Origin of the sequence: Pararhodobacter oceanensis (genome assembly GCF_003076755.1) — a bacterium.
In the GTDB taxonomy this organism is placed as follows: domain Bacteria; phylum Pseudomonadota; class Alphaproteobacteria; order Rhodobacterales; family Rhodobacteraceae; genus Pararhodobacter; species Pararhodobacter oceanensis.
This window is the reverse complement of record NZ_QDKM01000003.1, coordinates 53,475-67,320: the sequence shown is the minus strand read 5'-3', so window position 1 is coordinate 67,320 and position 13,846 is coordinate 53,475. Positions and strand designations below refer to the sequence as shown.

Annotated in this window: 10 protein-coding genes and 1 riboswitch; of the genes, 2 read left to right on the top strand and 8 right to left on the bottom strand. The window is 63.5% G+C overall.

Going from position 1 to position 13,846, the window contains the following annotated elements; all coding sequences use genetic code 11:
- Positions 1 to 130: 130 nt before the first annotated feature.
- The 5 genes from DDE20_RS07865 to gcvT form a co-directional block, all read right to left on the bottom strand.
- On the bottom strand, positions 131 to 3,025 hold the full coding sequence (locus tag DDE20_RS07865; protein ID WP_116557943.1) for a valine--tRNA ligase: 2,895 nt from the start codon (positions 3,023 to 3,025) through the stop codon (positions 131 to 133).
- Positions 3,026 to 3,261: 236 nt separating this feature from the next.
- The gene (gene gcvP / locus DDE20_RS07860; protein WP_116557942.1) at positions 3,262 to 6,090 is read right to left on the bottom strand and encodes an aminomethyl-transferring glycine dehydrogenase; all 2,829 of its coding nucleotides are present in this window, start codon (positions 6,088 to 6,090) and stop codon (positions 3,262 to 3,264) included.
- A gap of 37 nt (positions 6,091 to 6,127) precedes the next feature.
- On the bottom strand, positions 6,128 to 6,505 hold the full coding sequence (locus DDE20_RS07855; protein WP_116557941.1) for a VOC family protein: 378 nt from the start codon (positions 6,503 to 6,505) through the stop codon (positions 6,128 to 6,130).
- Position 6,506: 1 nt separating this feature from the next.
- Positions 6,507 to 6,866: a glycine cleavage system protein GcvH gene (gcvH, locus tag DDE20_RS07850; protein WP_116557940.1), complete on the bottom strand. Its 360-nt coding sequence runs from the start codon at positions 6,864 to 6,866 to the stop codon at positions 6,507 to 6,509.
- Positions 6,867 to 6,876: 10 nt separating this feature from the next.
- Positions 6,877 to 7,983 carry a glycine cleavage system aminomethyltransferase GcvT gene (gene gcvT / locus DDE20_RS07845; RefSeq protein ID WP_116557939.1) on the bottom strand — a complete coding sequence of 369 codons (1,107 nt, stop codon included), beginning with the start codon at positions 7,981 to 7,983 and terminating at the stop codon, positions 6,877 to 6,879.
- A gap of 144 nt (positions 7,984 to 8,127) precedes the next feature.
- Positions 8,128 to 8,229, bottom strand: a riboswitch (glycine riboswitch).
- Between the two features lie 127 nt (positions 8,230 to 8,356).
- On the opposite strand from gcvT, the gene DDE20_RS07840 reads away from it, so the two are divergent.
- Both DDE20_RS07840 and DDE20_RS07835 read left to right on the top strand, forming a co-directional pair.
- Positions 8,357 to 8,929: a gamma-glutamylcyclotransferase family protein gene (locus DDE20_RS07840; RefSeq protein ID WP_116557938.1), complete on the top strand. Its 573-nt coding sequence runs from the start codon at positions 8,357 to 8,359 to the stop codon at positions 8,927 to 8,929.
- Positions 8,930 to 8,950: 21 nt separating this feature from the next.
- The gene (locus DDE20_RS07835) at positions 8,951 to 9,745 is read left to right on the top strand and encodes an endonuclease/exonuclease/phosphatase family protein (RefSeq protein WP_116557937.1); all 795 of its coding nucleotides are present in this window, start codon (positions 8,951 to 8,953) and stop codon (positions 9,743 to 9,745) included.
- Between the two features lie 585 nt (positions 9,746 to 10,330).
- Here DDE20_RS07835 and DDE20_RS07830 read toward each other — a convergent pair.
- The 3 genes from DDE20_RS07830 to ureG all read right to left on the bottom strand — a co-directional run bounded on the left by DDE20_RS07830 (position 10,331) and on the right by ureG (position 13,840).
- Positions 10,331 to 11,767: a Do family serine endopeptidase gene (locus DDE20_RS07830; RefSeq protein WP_116557936.1), complete on the bottom strand. Its 1,437-nt coding sequence runs from the start codon at positions 11,765 to 11,767 to the stop codon at positions 10,331 to 10,333.
- 203 nt (positions 11,768 to 11,970) lie between these two features.
- Positions 11,971 to 13,050 (bottom strand): HoxN/HupN/NixA family nickel/cobalt transporter, encoded by a 1,080-nt coding sequence (locus tag DDE20_RS07825; protein WP_116557935.1) that lies wholly within the window; start codon positions 13,048 to 13,050, stop codon positions 11,971 to 11,973.
- A 25-nt stretch (positions 13,051 to 13,075) separates the two neighbouring features.
- Entirely contained in the window at positions 13,076 to 13,840 is a 765-nt protein-coding gene (gene ureG, locus DDE20_RS07820) for an urease accessory protein UreG (RefSeq protein WP_116557934.1), read from the bottom strand.
- Positions 13,841 to 13,846 lie beyond the last annotated feature (6 nt).

The following is a 13,846-nucleotide window of genomic DNA, read 5'->3' as shown; positions in this document are numbered from 1 at the left end:
TCAGCAAGATGAAGACGCAGGGAGGGGGAACCTTTCCTGCGTTTTTCTTTTGGCGATGGGTCGTTGGCATGAAAAAAGGCTCCCGATGCGAGGTCGGGAGCCTTGGGGATCTGCGCTGGGTTGCGGCGGCTTAGGCCATCGCTTCCAGTTTGGCGATGGCGTCGCCAAGGCGGGCGGCCTCGTCTTCTTTCTCGGCCAGCTGCGCGCGGGTGTCGGCGACCACCTCGTCACCGGCTTTGGCGGTGAAATTGGGATTGTTGAGCCGCCCCTTCAGGCTGCCCATTTCCTTGGTCAATTTCTCCATCGCCTTGCCCAGCCGCGCGGTTTCGGCCTCGATGTCGATGACGCCGTCGAGCGGCAGCGCGTAGCTGGCGCCCTCGACCGCGACGGTGAGCGCGCCTTTGGGCAGCGCGGGCGCTTCGGTCAGCCCGTCGATCCGCGCGAGGCGTTCGATCATCGTTTGGTTGTTGGCAAAAGCGGATTTCGCCGCGGCGTTCTGGTTGAGCGCCAGCATCGGCAGTTTCAGTCCCGCCGGCACGCGCATTTGCTGGCGTGACGAGCGCACCGCTTCGATCAGATGGATCACCCAGTTGATCTCGCGGTCGGCCTCGGCGTCGATGATCTCTTCGCCGTAGCTGGGCCATTCGGCGTGCACCAGCATTGTGTCGCGGGTGCCGGTGACCTCCCAGAGTTCCTCGGTGATGAAGGGCATGATCGGGTGCAGCATGATCAGGCATTGATCCAGCACCCAGCGCATGGTGGCGCGGGTTTCATCGGCCGCGTCACCGTCGAACATCGGCTTGGAGAATTCGACATACCAGTCGCAGACCTTGCCCCAGACAAAGGCATAAAGCGTCTGCGCGGCGTCGTTGAAGCGGTAGGCGGCGAGCGCCTCATCCACCGCGATGCGGGTGCGGGCGGTGGCGCCGATGATCCAGCGGTTGAGCGTCGCCTCAGGGGTTGGCACGCCATTGACCGGCGCCCCCTCGAAGACGCCGTTCATCTCGGCGAAACGGGCGGCGTTCCACAGTTTGGTGGTGAAATTGCGGTAGCCGGTGATCCGCTGGGTGTCCATTTTCAACACGCCACCCAGCGAGGCCATCGCGGCATTGGTAAAGCGCAGCGCATCGGTGCCGAATTCGTCGATGATCTCCAAGGGATCAACGACATTGCCCAAGGATTTCGACATTTTCTTGCCCTTGGCGTCGCGCACAAGGCCGTGCAGATAGACGGTGTGGAAGGGGATTTCCCCGACCACGGCAAGCTGCATCATCATCATGCGGGCGACCCAGAAGAACAGGATGTCTTGGCCGGTGACGAGCACGTCGGTGGGGAAGTATTTCTGCAACTCGGGGGTTTGCTCGGGCCAGCCCAGCGTGCCGATGGGCCAGAGGCCGGAGGAAAACCATGTGTCGAGGACGTCGGGGTCGCGGCGCAGGGTCTTGCCGGGGGCTTGCTCCTGTGCTTCGGCCTCGCTCGCGGCGCAATACTGCTTGCCCTCTTCATCATACCAAACCGGAATCTGATGCCCCCACCAGAGTTGGCGCGAGATGCACCAGGGCTCGATGTTTTCCAGCCAGTGGTAGTAGGTTTTCTCACCCGACTCCGGCATGATCTTGACCGTGCCGTCACGCACCACATCGAGCGCGGGGCCGACGATTTTCTCGGCGTCGACAAACCATTGGTCGGTCAGGAAGGGCTCGATGACGACTTTCGAGCGGTCGCCGAAGGGCTGCATGATCTTCTTGTTTTCGACCAGCGGTTTGAGTTCCAGATGCTCGGCATTGGTTTCGGGGTCGATGGATTTCGTCAACACAGTGACCGCCAGCGCCTCGGTGTTGATCGCCTCGATCACCGCTTTGCGGGCGTCGAACCGGTCGAGGCCGCGCAGCTCTTCGGGGACGAGGTTGATGGTGGTCACATCGACGGATTTCGGATCGGTGCGGCCCTCGGCAATTGCCTTGGCGATCTGCGCGCTGTCTTCATAGCTGAGGCCATCCGTGCGCATCCGCGCCTTGGTGTCCATCAGGTTATAGAGCGGGATATTGTTGCGCTGGGCAACCGCGTAGTCGTTGAAATCATGCGCGCCGGTGATCTTCACCGCACCCGAGCCGAAGTCGGGATCGGGGTATTCATCGGTGATGATCGGGATCAACCGGCGGTGTTCTTTCGGGCCGACGGGGATTTCGCAAAGCATGCCGACAATGGGCTTGTAGCGTTCATCATCGGGGTGCACCGCAACCGCGCCGTCGCCGAGCATGGTCTCGGGGCGGGTGGTGGCGATCGAAATGTAATTGCGGGTCTCGCGCAGGGTGACATTGCCGTCCTCGTCGCGCTCGACATATTCATAGCTGGCACCCCCGGCGAGCGGGTACTTGAAGTGCCACATATGGCCGTCGACCTCGGTATTCTCGACCTCGAGATCGGAGATTGCGGTCTCGAAATGCGGATCCCAATTGACCAGCCGCTGGCCACGGTAGATCAGGCCCTTGTTGTAGAGATCGACGAAAACCTTGATCACCGCGTCGTGGAAATTGCCTTCTTCACCGGCAGGGGCCGAGGGAGCGCCGGACATGGTGAAGGCGTTGCGGTCCCAATCCAAGGAGCAGCCCAGACGCTGCAACTGGCCGATGATCGTATCGCCCGATTGCGCCTTCCACTCCCAGATTTTCGCGGTGAAATCCTCGCGGGTCATATCGCGGCGTTTTGGATTGGCGGGGTCTTTGGCCAACTCGCGCTCGACCACCATCTGGGTTGCGATACCGGCGTGGTCCTGCCCCGGCTGCCAGAGCGTGTCAAAGCCGCGCATCCGGTGCCAGCGCACGAGGATATCCTGCAGGGTGTTGTTGAACGCATGGCCCATATGCAGGCTACCGGTGACATTCGGCGGCGGGATCATGATGCTGAAGCTGCGGGTCTCGGCGTTACCCACATGTTTGCCGGCGCGGAAGGCTCCGGTTTCCTGCCAGGCGGCGGCAATGCGGGCCTCGGCTTCGGCGGCGTTGAAAGTCTTATCCATGCTCATGCGGTGATCCTCGGCGGCGTATAGGGCGGCGGTTCTGGCAGCGTATCGGGGGCAAATAGCGAGAATTCGCCTTTGCCGCTGTTTAGCCAAGCTGCGGGCAAGAGGGAAGGGGGCGATGCATGCTGCGACCCATGCAAGAAGGGGGCGTTGCCCCCTCGCAGCTTTGCTGCTCACCCCCAGGATATTTATGGACAGATGAGGGGCGCCGGGTTTTGGTGCGGCGCCCCTGCTGTGGGTTAGGCGTAATCCGACATTGGCGGGCAGACGCAGGAGAGGTTACGGTCGCCCCAGACGTTGTCGACACGGCCCACCGGCGGCCAGTATTTGTCGACCCGGAATGAGCCCGGCGGGAAGCAACCCTGTTCGCGGCTATAGGCGCGATTCCAATCGGCGACGAGGTCTTCGACCGTGTGGGGCGCGTGGCGCAGCGGGCTGTCCTCGGCGCTGATCTCACCCGCTTCAACCGCTTTGATTTCCTCGCGGATGGTCAAGAGCGCGGTGATGAAACGGTCGATCTCGGCCTTGGTCTCGGATTCTGTGGGTTCGACCATCAGCGTGCCGGGGACAGGGAAGCTCATCGTCGGTGCGTGAAAGCCGCAGTCCATCAGGCGTTTGGCGATATCGTCGACGGTGACGCCAGACTCGGCAAAGGGGCGGGTGTCGAGGATGCACTCATGCGCCACGCGGCCACGGTTGCCGATGAACAGCACCTGATAGGCGCCGCGCAGGCGTGAGGCGATATAGTTGGCGTTTAGGATCGCCACGCGGGTCGCCTGCGTCAGCCCCTCGCCGCCCATCATCAGGCAATAGGCCCATGAGATCAGCAAGATCGACGCCGAACCGTAGGGCGCCGCCGAGACCGGACCCTCGGAGCCGCCGGTTTCGGGGTGGCCGGGCAGGAAGGGCGCGAGATGCGCGCCGACGCCGATTGGCCCCATGCCCGGCCCGCCGCCGCCATGCGGGATGGCGAAGGTCTTGTGCAGGTTCAGGTGGCTGACGTCGCCACCGATCTCACCGGGTTTCACCAGCCCGACCATGGCGTTCATATTGGCGCCGTCGATATAGACCTGACCGCCGAACTCGTGGGTGATCTTGCAGACCTCGCGCACGGTTTCTTCGAACACGCCGTGGGTCGAGGGGTAGGTGATCATACAAGCGGCGAGGCGGTCACCGGCGGTGGCGGCTTTGTCGCGGAAATCTTCGACGTCGATATCACCGTTGGGCGCGGATTTCACCGCCACCACCTTGAGCCCGGCCATCTGCGCCGAGGCCGGATTGGTGCCATGCGCCGACATCGGGATCAGGCAGATGTCACGGGCCTCATCGCCGCGCGACTTGTGGTAGGCTTTGATCGTCAGAAGCCCCGCATATTCGCCCTGCGCGCCGGAGTTGGGCTGCATCGACATTGCGTCATAGCCGGTCAACTCGCAGAGTTTCGCGCTGAGGTCTTCGAGCATCTCGGCATAGCCCGCCGCCTGCTCGGGCGGGCAGAAGGGATGCAGCGTGGCGAATTTGGGCCAAGAGATCGGCATCATCTCGGCGGCGGCGTTCAGCTTCATTGTGCAGGAACCGAGCGGGATCATCGCCCGGTCGAGGGCCAGATCGCGGTCGGAGAGGCGGCGCATATAGCGCATCATCTCGGATTCGGCGCGGTTCATATGAAAGATCGGATGCGTCAGATAGGCGCTTTCCCGCGCTAGGTCCGAAGCGAAACCGCGCTGGGCACGGTGCGGCGGCACGCCGGTGATGCCAAAGGCGGCCAGCACGCGCTGGAGCACGGATTCGTCGCAGGTTTCATCCAGCGAGATACCGACATGGCGGGTGCCGACCTTGCGAAAGTTCAGCCCCTGATGGCGCGCGGCGGCCATGATACCGGCCTGCCCGACACCGACCTCGACGGTGATCGTGTCGAAGAAATCGGTGATCTCGACCTTGGCACCGGCGGCTTTGAGCGCCCGTGCGAGGCGTTCGGTCATCGAATGCACGCGCTCGGCAATCGCGCGCAGCCCCTGCGGGCCGTGGAACACCGCATACATCGAGGCCATCACCGCCAAGAGTGCCTGCGCGGTGCAGACGTTCGAGGTGGCTTTCTCGCGGCGGATATGCTGCTCGCGGGTTTGCAGCGCGAGGCGGTAGGCCTGATTGCCGCGCGAGTCGATCGAGACCCCGACAATCCGCCCCGGCATCTGGCGTTTGTGCTGGTCGGCGCAAGACATAAAGCCCGCGTGCGGGCCGCCGTAGCCCAAGGGCACGCCGAAGCGCTGGGCCGAGCCAACCGCGATATCGGCGCCCATCGCGCCGGGCTCTTTGATCATGCAGAGCGCCAGCAGGTCGGTGGCCATGATCGCCAGCGCCTTATGCTCGTGCAGCGCGGTGATCGTGTCGGTGAAATCATGGATCTCGCCGTAGGTGCCGGGATATTGGAACAGCGCGCCGAACACTTGACTGGGATCGAGATCCTCGGGTTTGCCGATGATGATCTCGATGCCCATCGGCTCGGCGCGGGTTTTAACCACGGCGATATTCTGCGGGTGGCAGTTCTCGTCGATGAAAAACCCGTTCGCCTTGGATTTCGAAATCCGCTGCGCCATCGCCATTGCCTCTGCGCAGGCGGTGGATTCGTCCAACAGCGAGGCATTGGCCATTGGCAGGCCGGTCAGATCGGCGACCATGGTCTGGAAGTTCAACAGCGCCTCAAGCCGCCCCTGCGCGATCTCGGGCTGATAGGGCGTATAGGCGGTATACCACGCCGGATTTTCCAGAATATTGCGCTGGATCGTTGGCGGGGTGATGGTGCCGTAATAGCCTTGGCCGATCAGCGAGGTCATCACCGTGTTTTTATCGGCCACCTCACGCATTTTCGCCAGCAACTCACCCTCGGAGAGTGGCCCCCATGACAACGGGCGGTCCTGCCGGATCGAGGGCGGCACGGTCTCGTCAATCAGCGCATCAAGGCTCTCGGCGCCGACGGCCTGCAGCATCTCGGACATCTCGGCGGGCGAGGGGCCGATGTGGCGGCGGTTGGCGAAGTCATAAGGGTTATAATCGGTCGGTGTGAAATGCATGACAGCCTCTGGTTATATGGGGCGATGCGACATGGCGTCAGGCATCGGAGGGATCGGAGGTGTGATCGGAATGCGCGGCAACATTGATCAGATTGCCGTCTGGGTCGCGCAGAAAGAAGCGGCGGATGCCCCAAGCCTCGGTGACCGGCCCGTAGACCGGCGCATGGCCCAGAGCGCGCAGATTTTGCAGCGCCGCGTCGAGGTCATCGACAAGGATCGACGCGGCGGGCAGGGGCGTGTCCGACCCGCCCTGCGTGGCCAGTTGCAGCCGCGCGCTGGCTTGGGCCGGACCGCCTAGAAAGGTGATCCAGCCCATATCGTGCACCACGTCCAAGCCGAAGACCTGCTGATAGAACAGCGCCAGCGCGGCGGGGTCGCGGGCCGGAAGATTGGGCACGATGGACCGGACGGCCATGTCAGCTGATGAAGTCTTTATATTCATCCTCGGTCATGAATTCGTCGAGCGCGCCCATATCGTCGATCTTCATTTTGAAGAACCACGCGTCGCCGGTGGCATCGGCGTTGACCAGACTGGGGTTGTCGATCAGCGCGTCATTGACCTCGACGATCTCGCCATCCAGCGGGGCCAGAATATCCGAGGCCGCTTTGACCGATTCGATCACGCAGATTTCGTCACCGCGCGCGACTTGGGTTTCCAGCTCGGGCAGTTCGACAAAGACCACATCGCCGAGTTGTTCGGCGGCGTGTTCCGAGATGCCGACCACCACAAGGTCGCCGTCAATGCGCAGCCATTCGTGTTCTTCGGTATATTTCATAGTTGGGGCCTCATTTACGATAAGTGGAAGGACGGAAAGGCATCGGGGTGATCTGCACCGGCAGACGTTTGCCGCGCACTTCGCCCCAGATTTGGGTGCCGGCGGTGGCCAGCTGGGGCGGCACATAGCCCATCGAGATCGGCATGCCAACGCTGGGGCCAAAGCCGCCAGAGGTGACGGCGCCGATGGGATCGGCATCGGCCTCATGAGCAAACAGCGGCGTGCCGTCGCGCATCGGCGCGCGGGATTCGGGGCGCAAGCCAACGCGTTTGCGACTGGCGCCATTGGCCAATTCATCAAGGATGCGCGCGGCACCGGGGAAGCCGCCTTCGCGGTCGCCACCGGTGCGGCGCACCTTCGGGATCGCCCAGTTCAGACCGGCCTCAATGGGCGTGATCTCGGGGCCGATGTCATTGCCGTAAAGGCACAGCCCCGCCTCAAGCCGCAGCGAGTCGCGGGCACCGAGGCCGATCGGCATGACCTCGTCCATTTCCAGCAGCAGGCGGGTGAACTCCTCGGCGCGCAGCTCGGGGATCGAGACCTCGAACCCGTCTTCGCCGGTATAGCCCGAGCGCGAAATCCACAATTCCGCCCCGTTCCATTCGGCGCTGACGAAATCCATGAACTTCAGATCCGTGACCGAGGACACCAGTCGCGCCAGTGCTTCCTCGGCCTGCGGGCCTTGCAGGGCGATCAAGGCGCGGTCGGTGACCGGCTCGACGCCTGAGAGATGCTTTTGCAGATGGGCGATATCGGCGTCTTTGCAAGCGGCATTGACCACCAACAGCAAGTGATCGCCGCGATTGGCGACCATGAAATCATCCAGAATGCCGCCGCCCTCATTGGTGAACATCGCGTAGCGCTGGCGACCGGGTTTGAGGCCGACCACATCCACCGGCACCAGCGTTTCCAGCGCCTCGGCCGCGCCCTCACCGCGCAGGATCACCTGCCCCATATGCGAGACGTCGAACAGCCCCGCCTTGCTGCGTGTGTGCTGGTGTTCGCCCATCACGCCCATCGGATATTGCACCGGCATTTCATAGCCCGCGAAAGGCACCAGTTTGGCGCCCATCTCGCGATGCAGATCGTAAAGTGGCGTTCGTTTAAGGTCTGTCATGTGACCCTCCCCTTAGTGGTCGGCAGGCCGACGCAAAGCACCGCCGCGAATGCGACAATTCGGTGCCCCCTCTGTCCCTGCCCTTGCGGGCGCCTGAGATCGTTATCCCTTCGGCGGGCGCTGGGCGCCACTCTCCAGAGTCTTTGCTCGAACACGGTCCTTGGTGCCTGAGAGTTTACCGGGGCGGTTGCTCCTTCGGCACTGCGCGTGGCTTTGGGCTGGCGCAGATTCTCCCATGTTCAACGCCAAATGGATAACAGGCCGCGCGGCGAAAAGGCAAGTCCCCTGCGGGCCGCCTGTGTGGCCTTGCGGTTTTGCGCAGGTTTCGGCAGGACAGAGGCAGTCCCACAGCGCAGGCAAATGAAGGCGCAACATGCAAAGCAGCGACCCGTTCTTTTTCGGCTACGGTTCCTTGGTGAACCGCGACACCCATAGCTATGCCACGGCGCATCGCGCGCGGCTCAAAGGCTGGCGGCGGGCGTGGCGGCATACGCAGGGGCGTATGGTGCCGTTTCTGACCGGCGTGCCCTGCGCGGGCTCCGAGATTGACGGGCTGGTGGCCTTGGTTCCGGGCGCGGATTGGGCGGCGCTGGATCTGCGCGAAGAGGGCTATCTGCGGCATGTGATTGACGCAGGTCTGCAGGCCGAAGCGCCGCATCCGGTGGCGGCGCAGATCTACGCGGTGCCGCCCGAGAGCATGGTCTACCCGCAAGAGCGTGCGCCGATCCTGCTCAGCTATCTTGATGTGGTCACTCAAGGCTATCTGCGCGAATTCGGCGAGGCCGGAGCGCTGGCGTTTTTCGCCACCACCGATGGTTGGGACACGCCGCTGCGTGATGACCGCGCCGACCCGCTCTATCCGCGTCACCAGCGGTTGAGCGCCAGCGAACGCGGTTTTGTCGACGATCAATTGCAGGCGCTGGGTGCGGTGGTGCGGCGCGGTTAACGGCGAACGCGGGGGCGGGTGATGCATATACTTTGTCTGAACGGCTGGGGCGGCAAACTGCATGATCAACTGCTGCCCTATTTGCACAGCGCCGCGCCGGATATCCTGTGTCTTCAGGAGGTTGTGCATACGCCTGACACCCAATCAGACTGGCTGACCTACCGCGACGGCGACCACATCTTGCCGCAGCGCGCGCGGCTCTATGACGAGGTCCGCGCGGCGCTGCCTGATCATTGGGCGATGTTCTGTCCGGCAGCGCAGGGCGAGCTTTGGGACGGCGACACACCGGTGCTCTCGCAATGGGGTCTGGCGACGTTGGTCAGCCCGGCGCTGACGGTGATCGGGCAGGTGCAGGGCTTCGTGCATAAGGACTTCTCACCGCAGGGCTACGGGGCGCATCCGCGCTCGCGCATGGCGCATGGGGTGCGGGTCTATGACCACCGCGCCGAGCGGGTGGTCAATGTGCTGCATATGCACGGGCTGCGCGATCTGGCGGGCAAACACGACACGCCCGAGCGCCGCGCGCAGGCAGAGCGGTTTGCGCAGATGGCAAGCGGGTTGGCCGGGGCCGGTGAGGCGCTGGTGCTCTGCGGGGATTTCAACGTCGGGCGGGGTAGCGAAACGCTGGATATCCTGCGGGCGCTGGGCCTGCGCGAGTTGGTCACCGAACACGGCTATGCGGGGACGCGCACGCATCACTACCGCAAGCCCGAGCGCTTTGCGGATTACATGCTGGTTAACCGCCCGGTGGTGAAGTTCGAGGTGATCGAGCGCCCCGCGGTCTCGGATCACTGCGCGCTGTCATTGGTGCTTTAGCGGCCTTTTGGTGCGAATGAGGCGATAAGCTCCATTCCACTGTCAGGCCCTGCGGGCACCTCCGGGTCGCGCCCGACCCTCCCCATGGGAGGGCGCACAGGCGATGCCCTTCACAGCGCACCCCAGATCAATGCTTTTAAGCGCCTCGCGCCGTGGAACCCGAGCACGCGCCCACCCAGGGTCGGGCGCGGCCCTTTGCGCTTGGTTGCGAGCGTTGAGAGCCGTTGGGTTGCAAAGGCCGAAATTCATCCGCGCAACATCGTTCTACTGTTGGGCCCGGGGGCACCCCGGGGCGCGCCCGACCCTCCCCACGGGAGGGCGCAATGGTGATGCTCGTTATTGCTCATCCGACGTAGATGCTTTGAAGGGCAACGCATGGCAGCGAGGACAGTGCGCCCACCCAGGGTCAGGCGCGGCCCTTTGCGCTTGGTTTCGGGCGGTGAGAGCCGTGAGGGTCCAAAACTGAAATTCACCCGTGCAACTCTGTTCCACTGTCAGGCGCGATCCTTTGATCTGCTAGGTGAACGGCCCAAATCAAAAAGGCCGGAGCGATGCTCCGGCCTTTTGTCGTTATCCCTGAGGGTGTTACTCGATCGCCAGCGCCACGAACCGCGGGTCACCGCTGGAGCGCACCATCAGCAGCAGCGTGCGGCGTCCGGCATCGCGGGCGGCTTGCAGTTGCGCCTCGACATCCTCGACCGAGGCGACCGGTTCCTGCCCCGCTTCGGTGATCACGTCACCAGCGCGCACGCCCTTGCTCTCGGCATCCGAGCCAGTCTCGACACTGCGCACCAGAACCCCGGTCAAGCCAGCGGCCAGCCCCATGTCGTTGCGCATCTGGTCAGTCAACTCTGTCAGGTTCATGCCCAGCACGAGTTCCGGCGCTTCCGGCGCCTGGCTGGAGGCGGTCAACTGGTCTTCGTCGCGCTGTCCCAAAGTGACAAACAGCGTCTCTTCACCGCCGTCACGGAACACCACAACCTCGACCTCGCGGCCAATACCGGCATCGGCCACACGGCGCACCAGATCGCGGGTGTCGGCGACATTGCCGCCGTCAAAGCGGGTGATCACATCGCCCGACTGCATGCCAGCGACGCGCGACGGGCCGTCCATCACCTCGGTGACCAGAGCGCCGCGCGCCTCGGCCAGCGCCAGCGAATCCGCGACATCCTCGGTCACATCCTGAATGCGCACACCCAGCCAGCCGCGACGGGTCTCGCCGTATTCCTGCAGCTGGAACACCACCCGCTCGACCACATGCGAGGACATCGCAAAGCCGATCCCGATCGAGCCGCCGGTGGGCGAGAGGATCGCGGTGTTCACGCCGACGACCTCACCGTCCATATTGAACAGCGGCCCGCCCGAGTTGCCGCGGTTGATCGCCGCGTCGGTCTGGATGTAATCATCGTAATTGCCCTGCAGCGCGCGGCCACGGGCCGAGATGATCCCTGCCGAGACCGAGAAGCCTTGCCCCAGCGGGTTGCCGACTGCCAGCACCCAATCGCCAACGCGGGCTACCTCGCTATCGCCGAACTCAACGAAGGGCAGCGAGGTATCGGTTTCAACTTTCAGTAGGGCGATATCGGTGGCCGGATCGGTGCCGATCAGGGTCGCGTCAAAGCGCTCGCCGCCGAAGAACTCGATCTCGATTTCATCAGCGCCTTCAATCACGTGATTGTTGGTGACGATATAGCCGTCGGCCGAGATCACAAAGCCCGAGCCGAGCGCCTGACTTTGCCGCGGGCGCGGTTGGCGCTGGCCGTCACGGTTGAAGAAGTCCTCAAAGAAATCCTCGAAGGGCGCGCCATCGGGCAGCCGCGGACGATTCGGATCCATCTGCGTGGCGACGGTGGTCGAAGTGGTGATATTGACCACCGCGGGGCTGACCTCTTCGGCGAGATCGGCAAAGCTGACGGGCCGGTTTTGCGCCATGGCCGGCAGCGCCAGAGCGACAACAAAGAGCACCAAAGCAAAGGTCTGCAGCCAGCGCAATGCCATCCCGTTCTGGGCGGGCCGTGCCATGGCAATGGTCCTTGATGAGCCAGAGTGTTGTAGGGTCATGGGATATCTTCCTTGCACAGAATTCGGTGCCGGACGGCAGGGTCCGGCGATGACTTGGAATGTAGGTGGAAACTCGGGCAGTGCAAACACTGATCGGGTTTTTCAAGCGAAGGTGAAGATCCGTGAGCCTGCAGCGCGCGGCAGGTGACCGCGCGCGGGTTGGCCTAGGGGCTGGCGTCGCCATCGCCAAAGCGCGTCTCGAGCCGCGCGAGTTTCCAATAGCCGACCGCGGCGAGCCATGTCAGCACCAGCACCCCGACGATCAGATAGCCCAGATTTTCAAACTCCAGCCCCGCGATCCAGCCAAGCGCGCCGCCCTCGCTGCCCAACAGCTGCGCGGTCAGTGACAACAGACCGAGGCCGCCGACCAGAAAGGCTACGGCGACCGAGATCAAGGTGATGATAAAGTTGTAATAAATCCGCCGCAGCGGCGCCGCATAGGCCCAGGCATAGGCGCGCTGCATCACCACCCCGTTAAGCGTGTCGACCAAGGTGATGCCGGCGGTGAACAGGATCGGCAGCACCAGCACCACATACCACGGCGCGGTCAGGGCGGCGGTGCCGCCGATGGCAAACAGTGCGATGGTGGTGGCGGTGTCAAAACCAAGGCCAAAGAGCACGCCGACCGGAAACATCTTCCACGGGGCATCCACGCGGCGCGAGATCGGGCCAAGAAGCCGCGCCAGCAGACCGCGTTTGGCCAAAGCGTCGTCAATGCGGTCGGTGTCGGGCGCGCGCCCCTGCCGCATACCGCGAAAGATTTTCCAGATCGCCGCCAGCGAGGTCAGATTGATCAACCCGATGAGCACCAGAAAGAGGCTCGAGACCGTCAGCCCCCAGATCCCCGCGGCGGTGGTGAAGCTCGAGCCTTCGACCGACAACTCGCGCGCCAGCACGCTGAGACCTGCCGCCAGCAGTGCGACGGTCACGATCACCACCGAGGAATGGCCGAGGGCGAACCAGAAGCCGACAGAGACCGGACGCCCGCCGTCGCCCATCAGTTTGCGGGTTACATTGTCGATGGCGGCGATATGGTCGGGGTCGAACCCGTGACGCAGCCCGAGGGTGAAGGCGGTGATCGCAAGACCAGTGCTGAACACGCCGCCGCCGGGCAGCAGGTAATTGCCCGGCAGAACCACGCCGAAAAACAGCCCCCAACCGGCGGCCAGAAGGGCAATTATCACCGCGCCCATCGCGATCAACGGGCGCGCAAGCTGCGGCCACGCGGAGTTTCTATGGTGCATGATCTTGCCCTTCCTGCGGTTAACTTCAGTCGTGCGAATGCGTGTATCCGTGGCTATGGGAATGCCCGTGGCTATGACCGTGGCTGTGCGTATGTCCGTCGCCCTCGCCATGGTGATGGGGCGCCATCGGGCCGGGATCGACGGGAATATGGCCGCCCGCGGCATAGGTCTTGTGCATCTCGCGCACCCAAGCGCAGAGCTGTTCCACCGTCTCGGGACGTTTGCGCGACAGGGCCAATACCGGCCCACCTTTGCGGGCGCTTGTGGCATCGGCAACCATGCGGTCGACATCGACATCGACATGCTCGCCAAGGTCGATCTTGTTGATCACCAAGAGATCGGCGCCGCTGATACCCGGTCCGCCTTTGCGCGCCACATCACCACCGCCCGCCACATCAAGCACAAAGATCTGCGCATCAACCAAAGCGGGCGAGAAGGTTGCGGTCAGATTGTCGCCGCCGCTTTCCACCAGCACGATATCGAGCGGGGCAAAATCGCGCTCCATATCCTCGACCGCGATCAGGTTCATCGTCACATCATCGCGGATCGCGGTATGCGGGCAAGAGCCGGTTTCCACCGCGCGGATACGCTCGGCGGGCAACACACCGGCGGATTTCAGGAATCGCGCGTCCTCGTCGGTGTAGATGTCGTTGGTGATCACGCCCAAGGCGAATTCATCGCGCAACTGGCGGCAGATCGCAGCGATCACCGAGCTTTTGCCGGTGCCGACGGGGCCGGCGACGCCAAGGCGCAGGGCGCGGGTTTCGTTGTGGCTGGGGTGGTCATGCATCGGTTT

Bases quoted from the DNA above. Each gene is read 5' to 3' on its own strand.
- gcvT (WP_116557939.1), bottom strand. From the start codon at position 7,983: ATGACAGACCTTAAACGAACGCCACTTTACGATCTGCATCGCGAGATG.
- DDE20_RS07825 (WP_116557935.1), bottom strand. From the start codon at position 13,050: ATGCACCATAGAAACTCCGCGTGGCCGCAGCTTGCGCGCCCGTTGATC.
- gcvH (WP_116557940.1), bottom strand. From the start codon at position 6,866: ATGAAATATACCGAAGAACACGAATGGCTGCGCATTGACGGCGACCTT.
- DDE20_RS07830 (WP_116557936.1), bottom strand. From the start codon at position 11,767: ATGGCACGGCCCGCCCAGAACGGGATGGCATTGCGCTGGCTGCAGACC.
- DDE20_RS07840 (WP_116557938.1), top strand. From the start codon at position 8,357: ATGCAAAGCAGCGACCCGTTCTTTTTCGGCTACGGTTCCTTGGTGAAC.
- DDE20_RS07835 (WP_116557937.1), top strand. From the start codon at position 8,951: ATGCATATACTTTGTCTGAACGGCTGGGGCGGCAAACTGCATGATCAA.
- DDE20_RS07865 (WP_116557943.1), bottom strand. From the start codon at position 3,025: ATGAGCATGGATAAGACTTTCAACGCCGCCGAAGCCGAGGCCCGCATT.
- ureG (WP_116557934.1), bottom strand. From the start codon at position 13,840: ATGCATGACCACCCCAGCCACAACGAAACCCGCGCCCTGCGCCTTGGC.
- DDE20_RS07855 (WP_116557941.1), bottom strand. From the start codon at position 6,505: ATGGCCGTCCGGTCCATCGTGCCCAATCTTCCGGCCCGCGACCCCGCC.
- gcvP (WP_116557942.1), bottom strand. From the start codon at position 6,090: ATGCATTTCACACCGACCGATTATAACCCTTATGACTTCGCCAACCGC.